General features: G+C 72.3%; 25 protein-coding genes. 13 read left to right on the forward strand and 12 right to left on the reverse strand.

From position 1 onward, the window contains the following. Window positions 1-10: 10 nt before the first annotated feature. From ACZ6YG_RS33680 to ACZ6YG_RS33690, 3 genes are read right to left on the reverse strand one after another with little or no spacing between them, the layout of a single operon-like run. Window positions 11-565, reverse strand: a complete 555-nt coding sequence (locus ACZ6YG_RS33680; protein ID WP_466020231.1) for a GNAT family N-acetyltransferase — start codon at window positions 563-565, stop codon at window positions 11-13. After that, window positions 562-1,776 carry a quinone-dependent dihydroorotate dehydrogenase gene (locus ACZ6YG_RS33685; protein ID WP_466020232.1) on the reverse strand — a complete coding sequence of 405 codons (1,215 nt, stop codon included), beginning with the start codon at window positions 1,774-1,776 and terminating at the stop codon, window positions 562-564. Before ACZ6YG_RS33685 ends, ACZ6YG_RS33680 begins: the two co-directional genes overlap by 4 nt. A gap of 3 nt (window positions 1,777-1,779) precedes the next feature. Next, window positions 1,780-2,430, reverse strand: a complete 651-nt coding sequence (locus ACZ6YG_RS33690; protein WP_148035195.1) for a response regulator — start codon at window positions 2,428-2,430, stop codon at window positions 1,780-1,782. A gap of 18 nt (window positions 2,431-2,448) precedes the next feature. Here ACZ6YG_RS33690 and ACZ6YG_RS33695 point away from each other — a divergent pair, with 18 nt between their 5' ends. From ACZ6YG_RS33695 to ACZ6YG_RS33720, 6 genes are all read left to right on the forward strand, one after another. Continuing rightward, a complete protein-coding gene (locus tag ACZ6YG_RS33695; RefSeq protein WP_148035196.1) occupies window positions 2,449-2,835 on the forward strand; it encodes a tautomerase family protein in 387 nt (128 codons plus the stop codon). Window positions 2,836-2,875: 40 nt separating this feature from the next. Continuing rightward, the gene (gene lpdA / locus ACZ6YG_RS33700; RefSeq protein WP_466020233.1) at window positions 2,876-4,255 is read left to right on the forward strand and encodes a dihydrolipoyl dehydrogenase; all 1,380 of its coding nucleotides are present in this window, start codon (window positions 2,876-2,878) and stop codon (window positions 4,253-4,255) included. A 381-nt stretch (window positions 4,256-4,636) separates the two neighbouring features. Beyond that, the gene (locus tag ACZ6YG_RS33705; RefSeq protein ID WP_466020234.1) at window positions 4,637-5,674 is read left to right on the forward strand and encodes an acyltransferase family protein; all 1,038 of its coding nucleotides are present in this window, start codon (window positions 4,637-4,639) and stop codon (window positions 5,672-5,674) included. 37 nt (window positions 5,675-5,711) lie between these two features. Next, window positions 5,712-6,029: a PadR family transcriptional regulator gene (locus ACZ6YG_RS33710; protein ID WP_261808926.1), complete on the forward strand. Its 318-nt coding sequence runs from the start codon at window positions 5,712-5,714 to the stop codon at window positions 6,027-6,029. Continuing rightward, window positions 6,026-6,862 (forward strand): hypothetical protein, encoded by an 837-nt coding sequence (locus ACZ6YG_RS33715; RefSeq protein ID WP_466020235.1) that lies wholly within the window; start codon window positions 6,026-6,028, stop codon window positions 6,860-6,862. Before ACZ6YG_RS33710 ends, ACZ6YG_RS33715 begins: the two co-directional genes overlap by 4 nt. Before the next feature lie 54 nt (window positions 6,863-6,916). After that, entirely contained in the window at window positions 6,917-7,261 is a 345-nt protein-coding gene (locus ACZ6YG_RS33720; RefSeq protein WP_466020236.1) for a hypothetical protein, read from the forward strand. Window positions 7,262-7,292: 31 nt separating this feature from the next. Here the strand turns inward: ACZ6YG_RS33720 and ACZ6YG_RS33725 are convergent, their stop codons facing one another. Next, window positions 7,293-7,874 carry a hypothetical protein gene (locus tag ACZ6YG_RS33725; protein ID WP_466020237.1) on the reverse strand — a complete coding sequence of 194 codons (582 nt, stop codon included), beginning with the start codon at window positions 7,872-7,874 and terminating at the stop codon, window positions 7,293-7,295. 144 nt (window positions 7,875-8,018) lie between these two features. Here ACZ6YG_RS33725 and ACZ6YG_RS33730 point away from each other — a divergent pair, with 144 nt between their 5' ends. Beyond that, the gene (locus tag ACZ6YG_RS33730; RefSeq protein ID WP_219546713.1) at window positions 8,019-8,495 is read left to right on the forward strand and encodes a hypothetical protein; all 477 of its coding nucleotides are present in this window, start codon (window positions 8,019-8,021) and stop codon (window positions 8,493-8,495) included. Here ACZ6YG_RS33730 and ACZ6YG_RS33735 read toward each other — a convergent pair. The 4 genes from ACZ6YG_RS33735 to sigJ all read right to left on the reverse strand — a co-directional run bounded on the left by ACZ6YG_RS33735 (window position 8,480) and on the right by sigJ (window position 13,043). Then, window positions 8,480-9,514: an ABC transporter ATP-binding protein gene (locus tag ACZ6YG_RS33735; RefSeq protein WP_466020238.1), complete on the reverse strand. Its 1,035-nt coding sequence runs from the start codon at window positions 9,512-9,514 to the stop codon at window positions 8,480-8,482. The two genes, ACZ6YG_RS33730 and ACZ6YG_RS33735, sit on opposite strands and share 16 nt — an antisense overlap. Beyond that, window positions 9,511-11,046: an ABC transporter permease gene (locus ACZ6YG_RS33740; RefSeq protein WP_466020239.1), complete on the reverse strand. Its 1,536-nt coding sequence runs from the start codon at window positions 11,044-11,046 to the stop codon at window positions 9,511-9,513. The genes ACZ6YG_RS33735 and ACZ6YG_RS33740 overlap by 4 nt, the downstream gene beginning before the upstream one ends. 2 nt (window positions 11,047-11,048) lie before the next feature. Continuing rightward, the gene (locus ACZ6YG_RS33745) at window positions 11,049-12,092 is read right to left on the reverse strand and encodes an iron ABC transporter substrate-binding protein (protein WP_148035205.1); all 1,044 of its coding nucleotides are present in this window, start codon (window positions 12,090-12,092) and stop codon (window positions 11,049-11,051) included. Window positions 12,093-12,167: 75 nt separating this feature from the next. Beyond that, entirely contained in the window at window positions 12,168-13,043 is an 876-nt protein-coding gene (gene sigJ, locus ACZ6YG_RS33750; RefSeq protein WP_466020240.1) for an RNA polymerase sigma factor SigJ, read from the reverse strand. A gap of 69 nt (window positions 13,044-13,112) precedes the next feature. Here sigJ and ACZ6YG_RS33755 point away from each other — a divergent pair, with 69 nt between their 5' ends. Further along, window positions 13,113-13,850 carry an SDR family oxidoreductase gene (locus tag ACZ6YG_RS33755; RefSeq protein ID WP_466020241.1) on the forward strand — a complete coding sequence of 246 codons (738 nt, stop codon included), beginning with the start codon at window positions 13,113-13,115 and terminating at the stop codon, window positions 13,848-13,850. 44 nt (window positions 13,851-13,894) lie between these two features. Next, window positions 13,895-14,632 carry a class I SAM-dependent methyltransferase gene (locus tag ACZ6YG_RS33760; protein WP_466020242.1) on the forward strand — a complete coding sequence of 246 codons (738 nt, stop codon included), beginning with the start codon at window positions 13,895-13,897 and terminating at the stop codon, window positions 14,630-14,632. Window positions 14,633-14,707: 75 nt separating this feature from the next. Here the strand turns inward: ACZ6YG_RS33760 and ACZ6YG_RS33765 are convergent, their stop codons facing one another. The 4 genes from ACZ6YG_RS33765 to ACZ6YG_RS33780 form a co-directional block, all read right to left on the reverse strand. After that, window positions 14,708-15,523: an AfsR/SARP family transcriptional regulator gene (locus ACZ6YG_RS33765; RefSeq protein ID WP_148035208.1), complete on the reverse strand. Its 816-nt coding sequence runs from the start codon at window positions 15,521-15,523 to the stop codon at window positions 14,708-14,710. 77 nt (window positions 15,524-15,600) lie between these two features. Next, complete coding sequence (locus tag ACZ6YG_RS33770; RefSeq protein ID WP_219546721.1) at window positions 15,601-16,302, reverse strand: response regulator; 702 nt, start codon at window positions 16,300-16,302, stop codon at window positions 15,601-15,603. Then, the gene (locus tag ACZ6YG_RS33775; RefSeq protein WP_219546722.1) at window positions 16,272-17,393 is read right to left on the reverse strand and encodes a hypothetical protein; all 1,122 of its coding nucleotides are present in this window, start codon (window positions 17,391-17,393) and stop codon (window positions 16,272-16,274) included. Before ACZ6YG_RS33775 ends, ACZ6YG_RS33770 begins: the two co-directional genes overlap by 31 nt. After that, the gene (locus ACZ6YG_RS33780) at window positions 17,386-18,504 is read right to left on the reverse strand and encodes a sensor histidine kinase (RefSeq protein WP_219546723.1); all 1,119 of its coding nucleotides are present in this window, start codon (window positions 18,502-18,504) and stop codon (window positions 17,386-17,388) included. Before ACZ6YG_RS33780 ends, ACZ6YG_RS33775 begins: the two co-directional genes overlap by 8 nt. A 164-nt stretch (window positions 18,505-18,668) precedes the next feature. On the opposite strand from ACZ6YG_RS33780, the gene ACZ6YG_RS33785 reads away from it, so the two are divergent. From ACZ6YG_RS33785 to ACZ6YG_RS33800, 4 genes are all read left to right on the forward strand, one after another. Continuing rightward, on the forward strand, window positions 18,669-18,797 hold the full coding sequence (locus tag ACZ6YG_RS33785) for a hypothetical protein (protein ID WP_466020243.1): 129 nt from the start codon (window positions 18,669-18,671) through the stop codon (window positions 18,795-18,797). A gap of 94 nt (window positions 18,798-18,891) precedes the next feature. Then, window positions 18,892-19,638: an SDR family oxidoreductase gene (locus ACZ6YG_RS33790; RefSeq protein ID WP_148035212.1), complete on the forward strand. Its 747-nt coding sequence runs from the start codon at window positions 18,892-18,894 to the stop codon at window positions 19,636-19,638. A gap of 112 nt (window positions 19,639-19,750) precedes the next feature. Beyond that, window positions 19,751-20,731, forward strand: coding sequence for a MarR family winged helix-turn-helix transcriptional regulator (locus ACZ6YG_RS33795; RefSeq protein ID WP_466020244.1), 981 nt, complete (start codon window positions 19,751-19,753; stop codon window positions 20,729-20,731). Window positions 20,732-20,839: 108 nt separating this feature from the next. Beyond that, window positions 20,840-21,640 carry a hypothetical protein gene (locus ACZ6YG_RS33800; protein WP_466020245.1) on the forward strand — a complete coding sequence of 267 codons (801 nt, stop codon included), beginning with the start codon at window positions 20,840-20,842 and terminating at the stop codon, window positions 21,638-21,640. Window positions 21,641-21,650: the final 10 nt, after the last annotated feature.

Below are 21,650 nucleotides of genomic sequence, written 5' to 3' on the forward strand. Positions count from 1 at the left end.
GCCGACAGTCCTACCCGGGCGGGCCGTCATGCAGGATCTTCTCGAAGAGCAGGTGGTCTCGCCACTCGCCGTCGATGTGCAGGTACTTCTCGGCCACGCCGATCTCGGTGAAGCCGCACTTGCGCAGCACGCGCTGGGAGCCGTGGTTGCCGAGGAGGGTGCCGGCCTGGAGGCGGTGCAGCCCCAGCGACTCCGCCGCGACGCGGCAGGCCTCCCGCACCGCGCCGGTGGCCAGGCCGCGGCCGTTGCGGGCGGCGTCGACCCAGTAGCCCAGGTGGCCGTTGCGGAAGGCGCCGAGCACGATGTCGTTCACGTTGAGGATGCCGACGATCAGCGGGCCGTCGGCGAGCACCCACGGGAACATCCGGTGCTCGTCGCGGATCTTGAGCATCTCCGCCACCCGCGCGGCCTGGCCCGCCGTGGTGAAGAACTCCTCCGTGCGCCTCGGCTCCCAGCGGCGCAGGTGGTCGCGGTTGCGACGGTACGCGTCCGCGAGCGGCTCGGCGTCGTCGAGCGCCAGCGGACGCAGCACGACCCCGCCGCCGAGCTCCACCGGACCGGTCACCGCGAGTCGTCGGAGACCGTACGACCGGCCTCCGCGGAGTCGGGGGCCGTGCGGCCGATCTCTCCAGATCCAGGGTCCGTACGATCGGTCGCCGCGGATCCGGAAGTCGCGCGGCCGATCTCTCCGGATCCGGGGTCCGTACGGCGGGAATCCGCAGGGGCCGTGCGGCCGATTATGGCGGTGATGGAGGTCAGGCGGTGGCGGCGGACGCGGCGGGAGAGCTGGCGGTGGATGCGGGACGCCCACAGCGGGCCGCCGTAGATCCAGCCGGTGTAGCCCTGGACCAGGGTGGCGCCGGCCAGGAGGCGCTCCCAGACGTCGTCGACGTCCTCGACGCCGCCCACGGACACCAGGGTGAGCCGGTCGCCGACACGGGCGCGCAGCCGCCGCAGCACCTCCAGCGAGCGGGCCTTGAGGGGGCGGCCGGACAGCCCGCCGGTGGGGCCGTCGTGCGCGATCGTGGTGTTGGTCGCGATGATGCCGTCGAGCCCCAGCTCCAGCGCCAGGTCCGCGACGGCGTCGACGTCGTCGTCGGCCAGGTCGGGCGCGATCTTCACGAGCAGCGGGGTGCGCCGCGGCGTGCTGTCGCAGACCTCCTTGACCGCGCTCAGCAGGGGCCGCAGCAGCGACACCGCCTGGAGGTCGCGCAGGCCGGGCGTGTTGGGCGAGCTGACGTTGACCACCAGGTAGTCGGCCAGGGGCGCGAGCTCCTTGGCGCTGGTGACGTAGTCGGCGGCCGCCTCGGACTCGGGCACGACCTTGGTCTTGCCGATGTTGACGCCGACCACGGCGGGCACCCCACGGGTGCGGCGCAGGCGGCGGGCGGCGGCCGGGGCTCCGGCGTTGTTGAAGCCCATCCTGTTGACCACCGCCCGCTCGCGTACGAGCCTGAACAGCCGCGGGCGCGGGTTGCCCGGCTGCGCGTGCGCGGTGATCGTGCCGACCTCGACGTGCGAGAAGCCGAGCGCGGCCACGGCCTCCGCGCAGGCGGCGTCCTTGTCGAAGCCGGCGGCCAGCCCGAGCGGGCCGGGGAAGTGCACGCCGAACGCGGTGATCCGCAGCGCCGGGTCGTGCGGGGCGAGCGCCCTGTGGAGCAGGCGCTTGAGCAGGGGCAGTCTGGCGACCAACGCCAGCCCCCTGACGGTCCGGTGGTGCACGGCCTCGGCGTCGAACCGCCGCAAGACCTGCGTGAACACGAGGCGATACATCACGTGTCAGGCTACCAATCCCGCCTCGTAGGCGATGATCGCCGCCTGGACCCGGTTGCGGACGCCCAGCCGGGTGAGTATCGCGCTCACGTACGCCTTCACCGTGCCCTCGACGATGTGCAGGCGGCCGGCGATCTCCGCGTTCGACAGCCCGGCGCCGACCAGGGCCAGCACCTCGCGCTCGCGCTCGGTCAGCGACTCCAGCCGGTCGCGGGCGTGCGCGCCGCGCGCCATCCGGCCGCCGGCGAGCTGGGCGATCACCCGGTGGGCGACCTTCGGCGAGAGGTAGGCCGCGCCGCCGGCCACCGCGTGCACGCCCGCGATCAGCTCGCGTGGGTCGCCCGACTTGAGCAGGAAGCCGCTCGCGCCCACTTCCAGCGCCTTGGCGATGTAGTCGTCCTCGCCGAACGTGGTCAGCATCACCACCGCCGTGCCCGGCGCCGCCCTGCGCATCTCGGCCGCCGCGGCCAGCCCGTCGAGCACCGGCATGCGGATGTCGAGCAGCGCGACGTCCGGGTGGTGGCTGATCGCCAGGTCGACCGCCTCGCGCCCGTCGCCGGCCTCGGCCACCACGTCGAGCTTCGGGTCGGACGCCAGGATGGCCCGCACCCCGGCGCGCATCATGGCCTCGTCGTCGGCCAGCAGTATGCGGATCACGGTTCTATAGTGACCGACATGGCTCAGGTGAAGGTCTACGGGCGGCGTGAGGTGTGGGCGGGGCGGCAGCGGGAGGTCTCCGACCTGCTCCAGGGATGCCTGGTCGAGGCGTGGGGGCTGCCGGAGGACAAGCGGTTCCACCGGTTCCTGCTGCTGGACGCCGACGACCTGGTCTGTCCCCAGCGTTCCGGCTCATACCTGATCATCGAGATCGTCTGCTTCACCGGCCGCAGCGACGACGCCAAGCGCGCGCTCATCCGGACGATCTACGAGCGGCTCCCGTACGAGCCAGAAGACGTGGAAATCACAATCATCGAGATGCCGCAGGTCAACTGGGGTATTCGGGGCAAGGTCGCCGACGAGCTGACACTGCCCTACCAGGTGGACGTCCAGCCGCGGGGGTGACGGTCAGGTGAGCCCTCCGGCGAGCGGTATGGTCCGAACCATGAGCACTCACTACGACGTCGTGGTCCTGGGCGCGGGTCCGGGAGGATACACGGCCGCCGTACGCGCCTCCCAGCTCGGGCTGCGCACGGCGGTCATCGAGGAGAAGTACTGGGGTGGCGTCTGCCTGAACGTGGGCTGCATCCCGTCCAAGGCGCTGCTGCGCAACGCCGAGCTGGCCCACATCTTCACCAAGGAGGCCAAGACCTTCGGCATCCAGGGTGACGTCACGTTCGACTACGGCGCCGCCTTCACGCGCAGCCGCAAGGTCGCGGACGGCCGGGTCAAGGGCATCCACTACCTGATGAAGAAGAACTCCATCACGGAGTACGACGGCCGAGGCACGTTCCTCGACGCCAACACCATCCAGGTGAACGACGAGACGATCACCTTCGACAACTGCATCATCGCCGCCGGCGCGACCACCAGGCTGATCCCCGGCACGTCGCTGTCGGAGCGGGTGGTGACGTACGAGGAGCAGATCCTCTCGGAGGAGCTGCCCGGCAGCGTCATCATCGCGGGCGCGGGCGCCATCGGCGTGGAGTTCGCTTACGTGCTCCACAACTACGGCGTCAAGGTCACGATCGTGGAGTTCCTCGACCGGATCGTGCCGCTGGAGGACGAGGAGGTCTCGGCCGAGCTGGCCAAGCGCTACAAGCGGCTCGGCATCGAGCTGCACACCTCCACCCGGGTGGAGAACATCGAGGACACCGGCTCGTCGGTCAAGGTGACCGTGTCGCGCGACGGGCAGCAGCAGGTGCTGGAGGCCGACAAGGTGCTCCAGGCGATCGGCTTCCAGCCGCGCGTCGACGGCTACGGCCTGGAGAAGACCGGCGTCGAGCTGACCGACAGGGGCGCGATCGCGGTCGACGGCCGCCTGCGCACCAACGTGCCGCACATCTACGCGATCGGCGACGTCACCGCCAAGCTCATGCTGGCGCACGCCGCCGAGTCGATGGGCATGATCGCCGCCGAGACCATCGCGGGCGCCGAGACCATGGAGCTCGACTACGTGATGATCCCGCGCGCCACCTACTGCCAGCCGCAGGTGGCCAGCTTCGGCTACACCGAGGCGCAGGCCCGCGACCTGGGCCACGACGTCAAGGTGGTCAAGTTCCCGTTCACCGCCAACGGCAAGGCGCACGGCCTGGGCGACGCGAACGGCTTCGTGAAGATCGTCAGCGACAACGAGCACGGCGAGCTGCTCGGCGCCCACCTGATCGGCCCCGAGGTCACCGAGCTGCTGCCCGAGCTGACGCTGGCCCAGCAGTGGGACCTGACGGTGCACGAGGTGGCCCGCAACGTGCACGCCCACCCGACGCTGGGCGAGGCGGTCAAGGAGGCGATCCACGGCCTGGCCGGCCACATGATCAACATGTGACCCTGAACGGGTGATCGGTATGGGCGGGACAACTCCCGCCCTTCGCTCGATCTCCGTTATTCGGGCATAGGGGGCATATCGCACGGTAGCGTCAGCCCGCGATGGCCAATTCCACGGGGACACTGGAGACGCTCGCGCCCGCTCCGGGGCGCGAGAGCCGCCTGGGTTGCCTGGACGCGCTGCGCGCCGTCACCGGAGCCTGGTTCGACGCCGGGATCTGTGACTCCTCCGCCCCCCTTAAGGAGGCGGCTTCTCGCTTCCCTCTGCCAAGGTAGGCGACGGACAAGCCCTGCCCGTTTCAAACAAAGAAACGATAACAGGGAAGCGATTCCCCTGCCGGGTTCACCCGGCAGTCCCCTCGCTAGATCTGATGGCGTCATAGTGTTCTTCCTGGTGAGCGGTTACGTGATCCCCGCCTCGCTGGAGCGGCGGGGCAGCGTGGCCGGGTTCTGGGCCGGCCGGTTCTTCCGGCTCTACCCGCTGTGGGCGGTGGCCGTGGCGGCGGCCCTGCTGCTGGCCGTCTCCGGCGTCGACCCGATGCACGTCTGGCTCACCGACCGGCCGGCGTCGGCGGTGCTCGGGCATCTGACCATGCTGCAGGACCTGCTCAACGTGCCGAACGTGCTCAACGTGCTCTGGACGCTCTCGTACGAGATGGCCTTCTACCTCCTGGTCACCGCCCTGTACGTGGCCGGGGTGCACCGGCGCAGCGCGGAGGTCGCCTTCGGGTTCGGGGCCGCGGCCGTGCTGCTGGGCGGGGTGCTGCCGTCGGTGCTGCTGTCGCGCGGGGCCGGGGCGACGCTCGGCACCGTGCTCGCCGTGATCGCGCTGGTGGGGTGCGGGCTGGCGGGGGTGCTGAGCGGGCGTCCTGGTGCGCGGCGGGCCGGGGCGCTGGTGCTCGGGGTGGTGGTGCTCGGGCTGATCCTGGTGAACGGGCGGATCCCGGCCTGGCAGAGCCTGACGATCCTGGCCACCATGTTCGCCGGCACGGCCCTGTACCGGGTGCGGGACGGGCAGGTCGCGCCGTGGCGGGCGGCGGCGCTGGCGGGGAGCGTGCCGGTCGCGGCCGTGGCCGCGGCGCTCTGGCACGGCGACGGCGTCCCGTGGCCGTGGGTGAGCGCGGTGGTGGCGGCGTGGGCCACGTTCGCGGCCGGGATGCTGCTGGCCGGGCGGCGGGTGCCGGCGTGGTGGGCGTGGCTGGGGATGGTGAGCTACTCGGTCTACCTGCTGCACCCGATCCTGCTGGAGATCGTGGACGGGCTGCTGGCGGATCCGGCCGCCGTCGCGTGGCCGTACCGGGCCGGGCTGGGCGTGGTGGTGCTGGGGGCGCTGCTCGGCTGCGCGGCGCTGACGTACCGGCTGGTGGAGGCGCCCGCCCAGCGCGCGGGCAAGCGGATCGCGGCGAGGTTCGTCAAGTAGGCCGATATATTTCGGTAGCCGATATATGGTGTCCGACATGAAGATGACCGAGGCGACGTACTTCATCCTCGCCGCGCTCCTGGAAGAGCCGTTGCACGGCTACGGGATCATCAAACGGACCGCCGAACAGTCTGCCGGGCGGGTGAAGCCGGCGGTGGGCACCCTGTACGGGGCGCTGGACCGGCTGTCGGCGGCCGGCCTGGTGACGATCGACCGCGAGGAGATCGTCGACGGGCGGGCGCGGCGCTACTACCGGATCACCGACGAGGGCGTGGCCGCCGTCAGCGCCGAGGCCCTCCGGCTCCAGCGCGCCGCCGCGATCGTCACGAGCAGGATCGCGGTGAGCGGAGCATGACGGCCGCCCCCGGATCGGCCGCCGATCCGCTTGAGCGCACCTGGCGGCGGCTGCTGGTGGCCTATCCGCCCGCCTACCGCCGGGAGCGTGGCGAGGAGCTGGTCGCCACCCTGATGGAGGCGACCGGGGAGCGGCGGTGGCCGCCGGCCCGGGAGGTGCTGCACCTGGTCGGCGGCGGGCTCGCGGCCCGGGTCAGGGAGGCCGGCGGGCGCACGGCCTGGTGGGCGGACGGGCTGCACGTGGGCGTGCTGGCCGTGGCGGCGAGCACGTACGCGGGCAAGGTGCACGTGCTGCCCCATCTGGTGCGCCCCGTGTGGACGGCCCTCGCCGTCCTGCTCGTCCTGGCGATCATGCGGGGGTGGGTGCGGCTCGCGCTGCCGCTGGCCGCGGCGGCCGCGCTGCAGGCCCACGGGGTGGGCGACTTCGGCCCCTGGTCCGAGCACCCCGCGCCGTACTGGGTGGTGGTGGCCGGGCTGGCGGTCCTCGCCGTGCGTCCCGGGCGGATGCCGTCCCGGTCGTGGCTGTGGGCGCTGGTGCCGATCGGGTGCTGGGCTCTGCAGTACGTGAACTTCGGGTACCGGGAGGAGATCCTCTGGCTGCTGTTCTGGGCCGGGGTGGAGGTGACGGCGCTGGCGGCGGCCCTGCTGGCCACGGTCGCCGTGCGGGACGGCCGGTGGGCGCTGGCCGCGGCCGTCTACGTGGCGCCCGGTCTGGTCTATCTGGCGGCGAACCTGCCCGACCACGGCAGGAAGGGCCTGGTCTACTGGGCGCTGCTCACCCTTCTGGTGCTGGCCTCGGCGGTGACGGCCCGCCGGGCCGGGCGACTCCGGTAGCGGACAGGAGGGAAGAAGCGTTCGCAAAGCCTCGGGGGCGGCTACGGTCATGCCATGGACGAAGCCACCCCCATGCCCAGGCCGGTTCGGACCGCTCGGATCCTGCTCTGGATCTACATCGTGGTGATGGCCCTGGTCGCCGGCCTCATCCTCTTCTTCGCGGGGTTCGCCCCGGCCGGGGTGGACACCTCGCAGATCTACCTGATCACGGGGTGGAGCGCCGCCCTCCTCGCGCTCACGGCCTTCCTGACGGTCAAGCTGACCGCCCGCAGGCGCTGGGCCCGCTTCGGCCTCATCGCGATCATGGCGATGAACGTCCTGGGCTACCTTGCCAACCTGGCCGCGGGCGGCGGGCTGAGCCTTCCGGCCATCGTGGGCTCGGCCTGGCGATCGGGGTGATCGTCCACCTCTTCCGTCACGACAGCAGGGCCTACCTCGACCAGTAGCGGGCCATCTTGGCGGCCATCTTCGCGGCGTCCGCCCGGTGTCTGGCCAGGGTGCGCAGCGGCTTGGCGTCGTTGTGCATGTCCCAGTAGATCGCCACGGCGGAGCCCTCGCGCACGGCGACGAACTTCTGCGTCTGCGGGATCGGCGCCTTCTTCGTGGGCCGGATCGTCCGCGCCGCCTGCAGCGCCTCGTCGCCGATGCGCGGCTTGCCCACCTTGACCGTCTTGCCGCACTGCCTGAGCAGGGCGCGCATCCGGTCCATCATCTTCCCCGCGCCCTTGGCACTGGCGAACACGAACAGCTGCTCGCCGCGCCTGCGGTCGGTGCGCTCACCGCCGCCGATCTTCGTGTCGTACGAGACCTCCCGGCTCTCCTTCCACCCGGAGAGCATCACGGGGCTGCACTGGATGTTCCACACGTCCTCCGCCCCGTCCAGGCCGTGGATCCAGTGCTCGTCGTCCTGCCGCGCCTGCTTCTCGTACAGCAGGAAGTCCTTCGGGATGGCGGGCGCCTGCGCGGGCGCCATCAGCGCACCGGCCACCACCAACGCGATCGTCTTCAGCATGGGTGGACGCTACCGGACCTGATCAACGGAGATGGCCGCTGCGGGGGGCAAGAATGTTGAAAGCGGCGGATTCCACCCGGCAAGGGGGTTGAAAGCGGGGCGGCGCACAGTGCGGTCAGGAAAACTTGAGAAAGGACCGCACCGATGTCGCTCTCCCGCCCCGTCGCCGTTCTCGCCCTCGCCGCAGGCACCCTTCTCGCAATCGCCCCCGCCGCCCAGGCCGCGACCGCCACCACCGAAGCCGCCGCCCCGTGGGGCCCGCGTTACGCTCCCGGCCAGAAGGCCAAGGCCGTCGGCACGCTGACCGCCAAGGGCGAGGACCACGCGGACCTTCCCACCGCCGACACCGTGAAGATCACCGGCAAGGTCTACGACTACGCCGCCTCGTCCAAGGTCTGCGGCTGGGCCGTGTTCCGCATCACCTACCGGGACGGGAACCAGCTGCCGCACAAGCACCGCAGCGTCCGCGACTGCACGTACCGGACGGCCAAGAGCTTCTCGTTCACCGACAGCGACGTCTACCAGGTCGAGCTCAAGGTCTGCGCCGAGGGCAAGCGGTCCAAGCCGTCACTCAACTGCCTGTACGCCGGCACCTGGAAGACCCTCTACCTGTCCAAGTGACCCGCGCGCCACACCCGGCACGCCCCCTCGACCCGCACCGACACCGCCGAGCCGGCGGCGACAGGGACGGCGTGGCCGGGCACGCGGGCGGTGACGCGGGTGCCGTCCGCCAGCAGGAGCGCGACGGTGGCGTCGTGGCCGTGGAAGTCGTGGCCGGTCACGGTGGCCGACACGCCGGGCCCTTCCGTGAGCACGATCTGCTCGGGCCGCACCATGACCGTCAGCTCGCCCGTACCGCCGGGGACCCGGTCCGCGGCGACCGGGCCGAGCGGCGTCAGCAGGTCGGGGGCGGTCGCCGGGAGGAACACGGCCTCGCCCACGAAGGCCGCCACCCACGGGTCGGCCGGCTCGCGGTAGAGCTCGACGGGAGGACCGCTCTGCAGGACGCGGCCGTCGCGCATCACCGCCACCTGGTCGGCGACGGACAGCGCCTCGTTCTGGTCGTGGGTGACCAGGATGCCGGTCGCCTTGTCGGCCCGCAGCGCGGCCCGCACGTCCCTGCGCAGGTCGGCGCGGAGTCCGGCGTCGAGCGCGCTGAACGGCTCGTCGAGCAGGATGACCGAGGGCCGCGGCGCCAGGGCGCGGGCCACGGCGACCCGCTGCTGCTGGCCTCCGGACAGGTGGTGCGGCATCCGGTCGCCGTACCCGGCCAGGCCGACCAGGTCGAGCACCTCCTCGGCCCGGCCTGAGCGGCGCTCCTCGCGGGTCAGCCCGTACGCGACGTTGTCCCGTACGGACAGATGGGGGAAGAGCGCGCCCTCCTGCGGGACCGTGACGACGTGCCGCCGCTCGGGCGGCGTGTGCGTGCCCGGCCCGGCGACCACGCGGCCGTCGACGGAGATCTCGCCGGCGTCGAGCCGTTCGAAGCCCGCCACGCACCGCAGCAGCGTGGTCTTACCGCAGCCGGACGGGCCGAGCACGGCGGTGAGGGTGCCGCCGGGCACGGCGAGGTCCGCACCGCCGAGCGCGGTCACCGCGCCGTAGCGCTTGACGAGTCCCCGCAGGTCCAACTGGCTCATCGTGAGGTCTCCGCGGTGAGTATGCCGGTGCGCGCGGTGAGCAGCCACGCGGGCACCGATGACAGCAGCACGAGCAGCGCCGCGTAAGGGGCCGCCGCCGCGTACGCGGCCACGGTGGTGTGCGTCCACAGCTCGGTGGCCAGGGTGTCGACGCCCGTCGGCCGCAGCAGCAGCGTGGCGGGCAGCTCCTTCATGCAGGTCAGGAAGACCAGCGCGGCGCCCGCGCCGATGCCGGGCAGGACGAGGGGCAGCGTCACCGTGCGCAGCACGGCCACCGGCCCGCGCCCGAGCGAGCGGGCCACGTCCTCCAGCACCGGCGGCGCCTGCGCGGCGGCCCCGGCGACGGCGGCGAGGGCGAGCGGCAGGAACAGGGCGGCGTAGCCGAGCGCCAGCAGCCAGGTCGTCTGGTAGAGCGGGTACGCGAGCGTGACCCCGAACGACACCAGCGACAGCCCGATCACCACGCCCGGCAGCGCGTGGCTGACGTAGGCGAGCCGGTCGAGCAGGGTCGCGACAGGTCCAGGAGCCTTGGCCGTCAGCAGGCCGAGCGGCAGCGCGAGCGCCATGGTGAGCGCGGCCCCGGCCAGTGACAGCCAGAGCGAGTTGCCCATGGCGGCGGCCACCTCCGCCCAGGCGCCCGGACGGGAGACGCCCTGGAGCATCCGGAGGCCGAGGCTGAGCGCGGTGACGCCGAGCGCGAGCCCCGCCAGCACGGCCAGCGCGGCGGCGGCGGGCCAGCGGGCCCGCCCGAGCCGCTGCCTGGCCGCGGTCCTGCGGGTGCCGCCGAGGTGCGCGTACCGGGCGCCGCGACGGCGGGTGACGGTCTCCCCCGCGAGCACCAGCATGGTCAGCACCACCAGCACGGTGGACAGCACCAGCGCGCCGGTGCGGTCGAAGCCCAGGTCGAAGGCGACGAACACGGCCCGGGTGAAGGTGTCGGCGCGCACGATCGACACCGCGCCGAAGTCCGAAAGCACGTACAGCGCCACCAGCAGCGCCCCGCCGGCGTAGGCGGGCCTGATCTGCCGCAGCGTCACGCCGGTGAACGTGCGCCACGCGCTCCTGCCGAGCGAGCGCGACACCTCCTGCTGCGACGGGTCCGCGTTGACGAGCGCCGCCGCGACGGGCAGGAAGACGTACGGGTACGAGCAGAGGGTCAGCACGAGCGCGGCCGCCCAGAAGCCCTCGAACCCGTCCACCGACGACCGCCAGGCGAACGCGGCGATGTAGGTGGGCACGGCCAGCGGCAGCGCCGCCAGCACCGCGAACAGCCGCCTGCCCGGCAGGTCGGTGCGTACGACGAGGAACGCCGACGCCACGCCCAGGACGGTGCAGGCCACGGTCACGACGGCCGCCAGGCCCACGGTCAGGACGGCCAGCCGGGCCGTTCGGACGGTGAGCACCTCCTCCGCGATCCGCGCCCATCCGGCCTCGGCCGTCCTGACCGTCAGGTAGGCCACCGGGACGAGCGCGACCGCCACCGTCACCACCGAGAGGGCGAGCAGCAGCGGCCGGCGCGTGCGCGTGCGCATCACTACGGGACGAGCCCCGATTCCTTGATCAGCGCGATCGTGGCCTCCAGCTCGTCGAGGTCGTTGAGGTCCACGTCGGGCGCGGTCAGCTGGTCGAGCGGCGGCACGAACGCGGGCGGGGCCACGCCGTCCACGACCGGGTACTCGTACGTCTGCTCGGCGAAGTACTTCTGCGCGTCCGCGCCGAGCAGGTACGTGACGAACGCCCGCACGTCGGGGTCCTCGGCGGCCTTCTTGAGCACGCCCACCCCGGCCACGTTCACCAGCGCGCCGGTGTCGCCGCCGGGGAAGAAGTGCAGCTTGGCCTTGAGCGTGTCCGGCGTGGTGCCGCGCTCCTTGGCCAGCTCGCCCAGGTAGTAGTGGTTGATGAGGCCGATGGCGATCTTGCCTTCGTCGACCTCCTCCAGGATCGGGCCGTTGCCCTCGCGGATCTGCGGTTCGTTGGCCTGGAGCCCGGTCAGGAACTCCTTGGCCTTCTCCTCGCCGTGCTGGACCCGGATCGCGGTCACGAACGCCTGGAAGGAGGCGTTGGTCGGGGCCACGCCGACCTTGCCCTTCCACTCCGGTTCGGTGAGGTCGAAGACCGACGCGGGCAGGTCCGCCTCTTGTACGAGGTCGGGGTTGTAGACCAGGACCCGCGAGCGGGCGGTGACGCCGACCCACTCCTTGCTGCCGGCCCGGTACGTCTCGGGCACCTTGCCGGTCAGGTCGTCGGGCAGCGGGGCGAACATGCCCTGCTTGGCCACCGCGCCCAGCGCACCCGCGTCCTGGGCGAAGAACGCGTCGGCGGGCGAGCGGTCTCCCTCCTCCAGGAGCTGGCCGGCCATGGCGGCGGTGTTGCCGTACCTGGCCTCGACGGTGATGCCACTCTCTTGGCTGAAACGTTCCAGAAGCGGCTTGACCAGCGACTCGCTGCGCCCGCTGTAAACGGTGATCTTCTTGTCTCCACCGGAGGCGGAGTCGCTCTCGGGCGCGCCACCACAGGCGGCCGGCCCGAGCACCAACGCGCTCGCGAGCAGCACGGTCAGAGTGAGGGGACGTCTCATGAGGCGTTAGCTTAGCCTCACCTAATTTTCTTGTCGATGGGCGGGTGGCACCTGAAACCCCCGCGTGACCTGGGGTCAGACGCCGGGGATCAGCCGCGCCAAGCGCTCGGGGTCGGCGATCACGTCGATGGCCGCGATCCGGCCGTCCGTGACGGTGAACGCCATGATGGACAGCGGCCGGTCCTTCGCCACGACGACCACGCCGGCCGTACCGTTGACGAGCGCCGGGCGGGCGAACGGCGAGAGCCGCCCGAACGTGACCGCCTGCTCCGCGACCGTTTTCGCGCCGTGGAAGACGACCGTGTGACGGGCCCGCGCCACGCCGCCGTCGGAACGCAGCACGACCTCGGGGTCGAGTACGGAGACGAGCGCGTCGAAGTCGCCGTCACGGGCTGCGGCGAAGAACGCGTTCACCACGTCGCGCTGGCGGGCCGGATCCGGGTCCGGCACCGGGGCCTGCCCGCGCACCCGGCGCCGCGCGCGGCTGGCGAGCTGGCGGGCCGCCGCCGGTGACCGGTCGAGCAGCGGCGCGATCTCCTCGAACGACACCGCGAACATGTCGTGCAGCACGAACGCCAGCCGCTCGGCCGGCGACAGCGTGTCCAGCACCACCAGCAGCGCCAGCCCGACCGAGTCCGCCAGCAGCGCCTCGTGCTCGGGGTCCACGCCCGACTCCGGGCTGATGACCGGATCGGGGATGCCCGCGCCGAGCGGCTCCTCGTCTCGTCGCCGCCGCGAACGCAGCACGTTGAGACACACGCGGCCCACCACCGTGGTCAGCCACGCCGCCAGGTTCGCCACCTCGCCGGTGCCGGCGCGGCTCGCCCGCAGCCAGGTCTCCTGGACGGCGTCGTCCGCCTCGCTCAGCGAGCCCAGCATCCGGTAGGCCACCGCGCGCAGACGGCCGCGTTCCTCCTCGAAACACGCCGTCATCAGCTCGCGCTCGTTCACCGTGTCACATTCCTTCCCCGCGCGGTGTCGGCGTTGCAGACCCCACCCGATGGACTACTGGAGCAAACCATGACATCCCTGATTCTGGTCACCGGCGGCACCGGTACGCTCGGCCGCCTCGTCGTACCGCTCCTGCGGTCCGCCGGCCACCAGGTGCGCGTCCTCGGCCGGCGCGGCGGCGACGTGACCGCCGACCTGTTCACCGGCGAGGGCCTCCAGCCCGCCGTGGACGGCGCCGACACCGTCCTGCACCTGGCGGGCGGCCCCAAGAACGACGACGTGCTGACCCGCAACCTGGTCCAGGCCGCCGTGCGCGCGGAGGTGCGGCACCTGGTGCACATCTCGGTGATCGGCGCCGACCGCGTGCCGCTGGCCTGGTTCCGCTACCAGCGGGACGCCGAGCGGGCCGTGATGGACTCGGGTGTCCCCTGGACGATGCTGCGCGCCGCCCAGTTCCACGACCTCGTGCTCAAGGCGGTGACGCCGATGGCCAAGCTCCCCGTGGTCCCGGTCCCCGGCGGGCTCAGGTTCCAGCCGGTGGACGCCCGCGACGTCGCTGCCCGCCTCGCGGACCTGACCGTCGGCCCGCCGTCCGACCTGGTGCCGGATCTCGCCGGGCCGAAGGTGTACGGGATGGGCGAGCTGGTGCGCGGCTACCTGGCGGCCAGGGGCAAGCGGCGGCCGATGCTGCGGGTCCGGATGCCGGGCAAGGCGGGCCGCGCCTACCGGGCGGGCGACAACCTGTCGCTGGAGGCCGAGCTGGGCAAGCGCACGTGGGAGGAGTTCCTGGCCGAGCGGGTGCGCTAGAAATCGTTGGACAGCGCGCGGACGAGCGGGAGATCGTGGGCCGCATGCGACAGGAGGACATCTGGGACGCCGAGACCGCCCGGCGCTACGACACGCCGGGCACCGGCATGTTCGCGCCCGAGGTGCTGGAGCCGACGGTCGGACGCCTGGCCGAGCTCGCGGGCGGCGGCCGGGCGCTCGAGTTCGCCATCGGGACCGGCCGCGTCGCCGTGCCGCTGGCCGAGCGGGGGGTGAGCGTCACCGGCATCGAGCTCTCCCTTCCGATGATCGACCAACTGCGGACGAAAGCGGACGAGGAGACCATCCCCGTGATCGCCGGCGACATGACGACGGCCGTCGCCCCGGGCACGTACACGCTGGTCTACCTCGTCTACAACACCATCTCCAACCTGCTCACGCAGGCCGGGCAGGTCGCGTGCTTCCGCAACGCCGCCCGTCACCTCGCGCCCGGCGGCCGGTTCGTCATCGAGCTCTGGGTGCCCGAGCTGCGCAAGCTCCCGCCGGGGCAGCGGGCCACGGTCTTCCACAGCGAGGCCGGCTACATCGGTCTCGACACCTACGACGTGCCGGCGCAGCACGTCGTCTCGCACCACTTCGAGTTCGACGACGGCAGGCAGGCCCGGCTGTTCCGCAGCCCGCACCGCTACATCTGGCCCGCCGAGCTCGACCTCATGGCGCAGCTGGCCGGGTTCGAGCTGGAGAGCAGGCATGCCGACTGGTCCGGCGCCGCCTTCACCGCCGAGTCGCGTTCGCACGTGTCGGTCTACCGCCTTCCCGGCTGACCGCGGCTCCGTTCCGGACGATCTCGCCGGAGCCGTCACGCCCGGCCCGGGACGGAATCCCCGACCGCTGACCGGTCAGCGCCGGGCGGTGGTGATGACGCGCTCGGTGAGCGTCATGAGCATGGCCGGGGAGGCGAGGTCCAGCGCCGGGTCGCGGCGGAGCACCGCCTCCTGCATCCGGCGCAGCCCCGGCCCCGGCTCGATGCCCAGGTCGCCGACCATGACAGACCGGGTGTCCCGGTAGACCGCGAGAGCCTCCGACGCCCGGGACGCCCGGTACAGCGCCAGCATGAGCTGGGCCCGGGGCCGTTCCCGCAGCGGGTGGGACAGGGTGTGGGCGGTGAGCATCGGCACCAGCGCGCGGTGGTCACCGGCGGCGAGGCGGAGGTCGGCGTGGTCCTCCAGCGCCATGAGGCGCTCCTCTTCCAGGCGTGCGGCCTCGACCTGGGCCCACGGAGCGGTGATGCCGGTCAGCGCGCCGCCCCGCCAGAGCGCCAGAGCGTGCTGGAACAGCCTGTCGGCAGTCGCCGCCTCGCCCCGGGCCCGCGCGGCGCCCGCCCGGCCGCTCAGCAGCGTGAACAGATGGGCGTCGACGTTCTCCCGCTCCACGTTCAGCCGGTATCCGCCGGCGACGGTCGTGATGACCTCGTTCTCCTGGTGCCTGGAGAGCAGGTCGCGGATCTTCGACACGACGATGTGCAGTTGCTTGGCCGCCGTCGCCGCCGTGCTCTGCCCCCAGACGTCTGCCAGCAGCTGTTCGGCGGGAACCACGTGGCCGGCGCTCAGCGCCAGCCGGGCCAGCAAGCCGACCCGCCGCTCACCGGCCACCTTGACCGGTTCGTCATCCGCCGTGACCTCCCATGGTCCGAGGATCTTGATTTTCAGTGCCATCCGGGCCCCCCTGTGTCGGCCGCAGCTTGATCGCAACTCTAGGGAGGCGGGCGGCGGGCCGGTGTCCGGCGAACGCCCTACAGCGTGGCCTCCGTGTGGTCGAGCGTCTGGTTGAGCTCGGCGAGCGTGATGACGCCGTCGTCGATGGCGCGGGTGACGAGGTCGCTCTTGGTGCGGGCGGCCCTGCCGACGTTGGCGTACTTGACGCGTACGCGCGCGATGTAGGTCTCGACGGTCTTGACGGTGATGTTGAGCTTCGCGGCGACGAGGTCCTTGGACGAGGAGACGAACCACGCCCGCAGCACCTCGGTCTCGCGCTGGGACAGGCGCGGCCGGTCCGGGGACTGGTCCGCGGCGAGCGCCCCGGACAGCGACGGCGCGGTGTAGGGCTCTCCCCGCGCCGCGGCCCTGATGGCCGTCACCAGGTGCTCGGGACCCTCCCGCTTGGTCAGGTAGGCGAGCGCGCCGAGGTCGACGCACTTGATCGCGGTGGCGTCGTCGGTGTGCTGGGAGTAGACGACCACGCGCCTGCCGCTGTGGACCAGCCTGCGCAGCTCGCCGAAGTCCGGCCTGCCGGGGACCAGCTCCAGATCGAAGATCACCACGTCGGCGGCGGCGCCCGGCCCGGTCCACACGTCGGCGAGTCGCTCCCCCGCGTCGATGAGGTCGATCGGCGGCGCGGCCTCGGCGCACCAGGCGCTGACGCCCGCGGAGATGGCCGCGTGATCATCGACGATCACCGCGGTGATCACCTCGTCGCCGGCGCGGTGGGCTGCCATCGGACCTCCATCCATACCGTTTCGTCATTGCGCAGCGTCTCGACCAGCACTCCCGGCGTCGCCGGATCCGGCACGTCCACCTCGCCGCTGTCGGCGACGACGCTCACCGACACCAGGTCCGCGCTGCCCACGACGGTGACCCTGGCCCGGGAGGCGGCGGTGGCGAGCACGGTCAGCACCGGCTCGGTGAGATCGCGCCGGACGGCCACGGGGGGCGTCGGCCACTGCCCGCGCGTGTCCAGCTCCACCTCGACGCCCTTGCGGTCGGCGACGTCGGCGCAGTGGCGCAGCTCGTGTACCAGGGGGTCGGCGACGGTGTCGGTCTCGGCGAACAGCCGCCGCATCCGGGCCGCCTCGATGGCGCACAGCCGCTGGACGGCAGGATCGTCCGGCCGGAGCGAGTTGTCGGCGAACCCCTCCAGCAGCGGGATCGTGCTCGCCGATAGCTCGGTGAACCGCTGCTGCCTGCGGCGGTGCGACGCCGCCGCGACGGCTTCCACCACGCGCACCCGTTCGAGCTCCCGCTGGGCGGTGGTCGCCGCCGCGCTGAGGCCGCGGAGCACGGCCGCGCCCACGGCCACGCAGAGCGGAAAGCCGATCACGGTCACCGAGCCGGTGGCGAACCGGGCCAGGGCCTGCCGGTCGGGCTCGTCGAACAGGAACAGGTGGAGCAGGGCGACGAGCTCGTGAGCGGCCAGGAACCCCGCCGAGGTCCGCAACGGGCGGTCGAGCAGCACGGTGAAGCCCGCCCAGTTCGCCGCGCCGAAGATCCAGTCGGTGGTGGTGGACGTCCGCCCGTCCGGCAGCGTCGCGTACGAGAGAGCGGACGCGGCGAGCACCACGGCGACGGCGGCCCAGCGCAGCCGGTTCCACGGGCGCCGCCGGACCAGCAGCACGGCCTCGCAGGCGAGCACGGCCGCCAGCATCGCGAGAGCCACGACCTGGGCGACCGGCCACTCGTACACGTCCCAGTGGCGCATCAGGTTGGCGCCGCCGAGCCCGCCGGCTATCGCCACGGCGACGAGCAGCGTCGCTATCCGGAGGCCGCGTTTGAGCTGGGCCCCGGTCCGCTCCCCGGCGGCGTCAGTCATGGCCGGCCGGCCATTCGAGCCGCACTCGGGTGCCCTCGCCCTCGGCGGAGACGACGGTGGCCGTGCCTCCGATGCGGGTCATCCTGCCGCGCACGGACTCGCGGATGCCGCGGCGGTGGCCCGGGACGTCTTCCAGGGAGAATCCCTTTCCCTCGTCGATGATGTCGAGCCGCAGCGACCGGGAGTCCCCGCGCAGGCGGACGGTCGCCCGTGTCGTGCCCGAGTGGCGTCGCACGTTGGTGAGCGCCTCGCGCGCCGCGTCGGCGATGGGCGCCGCGACCCCCGCCGGGAGTGGTAAGCGTGCCGGCAGGTCGAACTCCACGGAGAGCTGGGCGGCGTCGAGGTCGGCCCTGAGCAGGTCGACGAGGTCGGCCGGGCGGGGCGTCCGCCTGCTGTCGGAACGCAGCCTGTCGAGGTCGCGGCGGGCCTGCGGGCCGAGCCAGGCGGAGTCGGAGCGCACCTGCCCGGTGCCGACCATCAGGAGGGTCGTCGCGGCCGTGTCGTGCAGGGCGTTGGCGAGCTCGCGTTCCTCGGCGCGGACGGCCGCCGCCGCCTGCGCGGCGGCACGCGCCCGGGCGGCCTCGGCCGCCATCCGGTCGGCCCTGTCTGCGGCCTGCCGCAGGAGGGTCCAGGCGGCTCTGGACAGCGCGGCCGCCGGCACCGCCCAGAGGTTGCCTCTGATCACACTCGGGTCCGGCACCGCCATGGCGACGATGACGGCCGCCCCGCCTCCGGCCACCAGAGCCACGGCGGCTCCCACGGGCAGCGAGGTGTGCCACTGCCACGTCACGCACGCGAAGGTGACCAGGAGCCGTGACCATCCGAAATTGGTGTCCTCAAGGGCGCCGGTCCAGGTGACGCTCGCAGTCAGGGTCAGCAGGACGATCACGTCGGGGGCGAGCAGCGCATCCCCCCGGCCCCGGCGCAGCCACCATACGTAGCCGCACGTCCACACCGCCGCGACGGCGACCATCGAGGCGGTGGCCGCGAAGTGCTCCGGGGACGCCCTGAACAGGGCGACAGCGCAGATCGGCACCAGCGTCGCCAGGCGCACGGCGGCCGCGTAACGGCGGCCGAACCGCACCAGCAGCCGTGCCGCTTCCTCCGCCACACCGGTCACCTCGCCCCCACCGCACGGGACCCTCGTCGTGAGGCAGCCTAATGACTCGGCCTGCCCGGCCGGAACACGTCGATCGACAAGGGCGCCGGTTCACGAGCCCGGCATGATCTCGGGGGACGTCCGGAAGATCTCGTCGTGATCGCTACGGCTCCGACATGGCCTTCGTCGCTCGCATGGCGCAGCTGGCCGGGTTCGAGCTGGAGAGCAGGCATGCCGACTGGTCCGGCGCCGCCTTCACCGCCGAGTCGCGTTCGCACGTGTCGGTCTACCGCCTTCCCGGCTGACCGCACAATTTCCCCGGAGTTGGCACGGACTGCGGGCTTGCCTTGTCCCAGGGGCGGGAACCCTGGTTCACCGGGGGACAAGGAAGGCGTTGTCATGAAGATCGTGGTAATCGGCGGGACGGGCCTGATCGGGTCGAAGCTCGTGACCAGGCTCGGCGAGTACGGGCACGAAGCGGTGGCGGCGGCGCGGAACACCGGGGTCGACACCCTCACGGGCGAAGGGCTCGCCGAGGTCCTGTCCGGCGCGGCCGTGGTGATCGACGTGTCGAACTCCCCGTCGTTCGAGGAGAGCGCCGTCATGCAGTTCTTCGAGACCTCCACGCGCAACCTGCTCGCCGCGGAGTCCGAAGCCGGCGTCGGGCATCACGTCGCGCTGTCGGTGGTGGGCACCGAGCGGCTGCCGGACAGCGGCTACTTCCAGGCCAAGCTCGCCCAGGAGCGGCTGATCGAGAAGGCGGGGATCCCGTTCTCGCTCGTGCACGCGACCCAGTTCTTCGAGTTCACCCGGACGATCGCCGACGCCGCCTCCACCGACGGCCGCACCGTACGGATCGCGCCGGTGCTCTACCAGCCCATCGCGGGCGACGAGGTCGCCAAGGAGGTCGGCAGGACCGCGGTGGGGTCGCCGCTGAACGGCAGGGTCGAGGTCGCCGGGCCGGAGCAGTTCAGGATGGACGAGTTCTTCCGCGACGCGCTCGCCGCCTGGGGTGACCCCCGCCAGGTGGTCACCGACCCGGACGCGCGCTATTTCGGGGCCGAGCTGCACGAGCGTTCGCTGGTGCCGGGCGAGGGCGCGGTGCTCGGCGAGATCCGCTACGCCGACTGGCCGGGCCGCGTGTAGCCCGTCGGCCCTCGTTTCGAGGATTCTCTTAATGATTGCGGGCGGATGACCGCGTCCCCCAGGCTCTGTGCACAATAGCCATCGGCCGGGCTCGACCGGCGGCTGGGGGACGATGAACGGGTACTCGGAACTGCAACTCGGACCGCTGGACGAGGTCAGGGCGACGGTGGCGCTGCACCCCGGCGTCAGCCTGCTGTCGCTGGCGGCGGGCAGCGTGGGCGGCCGGCCGCACGGTGTGCCCGGTCACTGGCGGCGCGGGGTGGCCGGCGTGATCGGCGAGGACGCGGCCGCGCTGAAGCCGCTGTTCGACCCGTACTGCTCGATCATCCCCGACTGCCTGACGGCGACGGCCACGATGGTCGAGGGCGACGTCGAGACCTACCTGGAGATGCTTGAGGACCTGGACCCGGCGACCCTGATCAGGGAGCTGGAGGCGGAGTTCGGGGCCGGGGCGCCGGTCCACTGGCAGCCCGTCGTGGACCGCCCGCGGGCGTGGCTCCGCGTCTACGCGCGGCTGATGCGCAGGCTGTGGGAGGACTTCGCGCCGACGTGGCACCGCGCCGGCGGGCTGCTCGGCAAGGAGCGCGAGCGGGTGGGCGTCGCGGCGGTCACCCGCGCTCTGGAGGCCGTGCTCACCGGCCTGAACAGCAGGTTCAGGTTCGGCGGCACCTCCATCAGGCTGCCGGACCAGCAGGGCCGGCGGTTCGACCTGGGCGGCAGGAAGCTGACGTTCGTGCCGGTCGTCTCCGGTCACGGCGCGTGCCTGTTCTCCTTCGACCGGCCGGGGCTGGCGTGGATCGGCTACCCCGTGCCCGCCGTGGGCCTGCTCTGGTCCGGCCACGAGGCGGAGAGCGACGAGAAGGACAGCCTGGCCCTGACGGTCGGCCGGGTGCGCGCCACGATACTGAGGGCGGGCCGGGTGCCGCTCACCATGGGCGAGCTGGCCGGCCTCCTGAGCTGCACCCCGGCCACGGCCAGCTACCACTGCGACCAGTTGCAGGCGGCGGGCCTCCTGGAGCGCGAGCGGCACGGCCGCCACGTGCGCATCGGACTGACCTCACGGGGCGAGGCCCTGGTCGATTTGATGAGCTGACTGTTAGGCGGGTATCGAAAGGATCGAATACCCCGTGCCTCTTCCCTAGGTTGTGCCATCGACCGGTGCGTACCGGTCGTGACACCACTCTCCCCAAGGGGCACACCCATGCGTACATCCATGAAGACGGTGGCCGTCGTGGCGCTCGGCGGCGCGCTGACGCTCACCCCGGCGACTGTCGCCGTCGCCGCCACGGCGTCCACCTCCGCCACGACCGTCTCCGCCGCCGGCGAGCTGCTGCGGGCCGGCGAGACCCTCAAAGCCGGCCAGTCCCGGCGCTCCCCCGACGGCCGCTACCTGCTGGTCATGCAGGAGGACGGCAACCTCGTCCTTTACCGGCGCGGAACCGGCAAGGGCCTGTGGAGCACCAGGACGACCGGCTCCCGCAAGGGCGCGTTCGCGACCATGCAGACCGACGGCAACTTCGTCGTCTACGACGCCGCCGGCAAGGCCGTGTGGCACAGCGGCACCACCAGGCCGGGCTCGTTCCTGGCCGTGCAGAACGACGACAACCTGGTCGTCTACAGCAAGGCGGGCGACGCCGTGTGGGACCGCATGTCCGGCCTGGACAACCTGCTGCGCCCCGGCGACACGCTCCGGCCCGGTCAGCTGCGGCGGTCCACCGACCGCCGCTACCGGCTGGAGATGCAGCGCGACGGGAACCTCGTCCTCTACACCAGCGCGGACAAGGCGCTATGGAGCACCAGGACCACCGGCTCCCGCAAGGGCGCGTTCGCGACCATGCAGACCGACGGCAACTTCGTCGTCTACGACGCCGCCGGGAAGGCCGTGTGGCACAGCCGCACGACCACGCCCGGTGCCTTCCTGGCCGTGCAGAACGACGGCAACGTGGTGATCTACGTCAGGTCGGGCGGCAAGGCGCTCTGGTCCACGCGCACCGGCCGCTGACGCGGGGGCG

The sequence above is a fragment of the Nonomuraea sp. NPDC054003 genome (genome assembly GCF_055585125.1).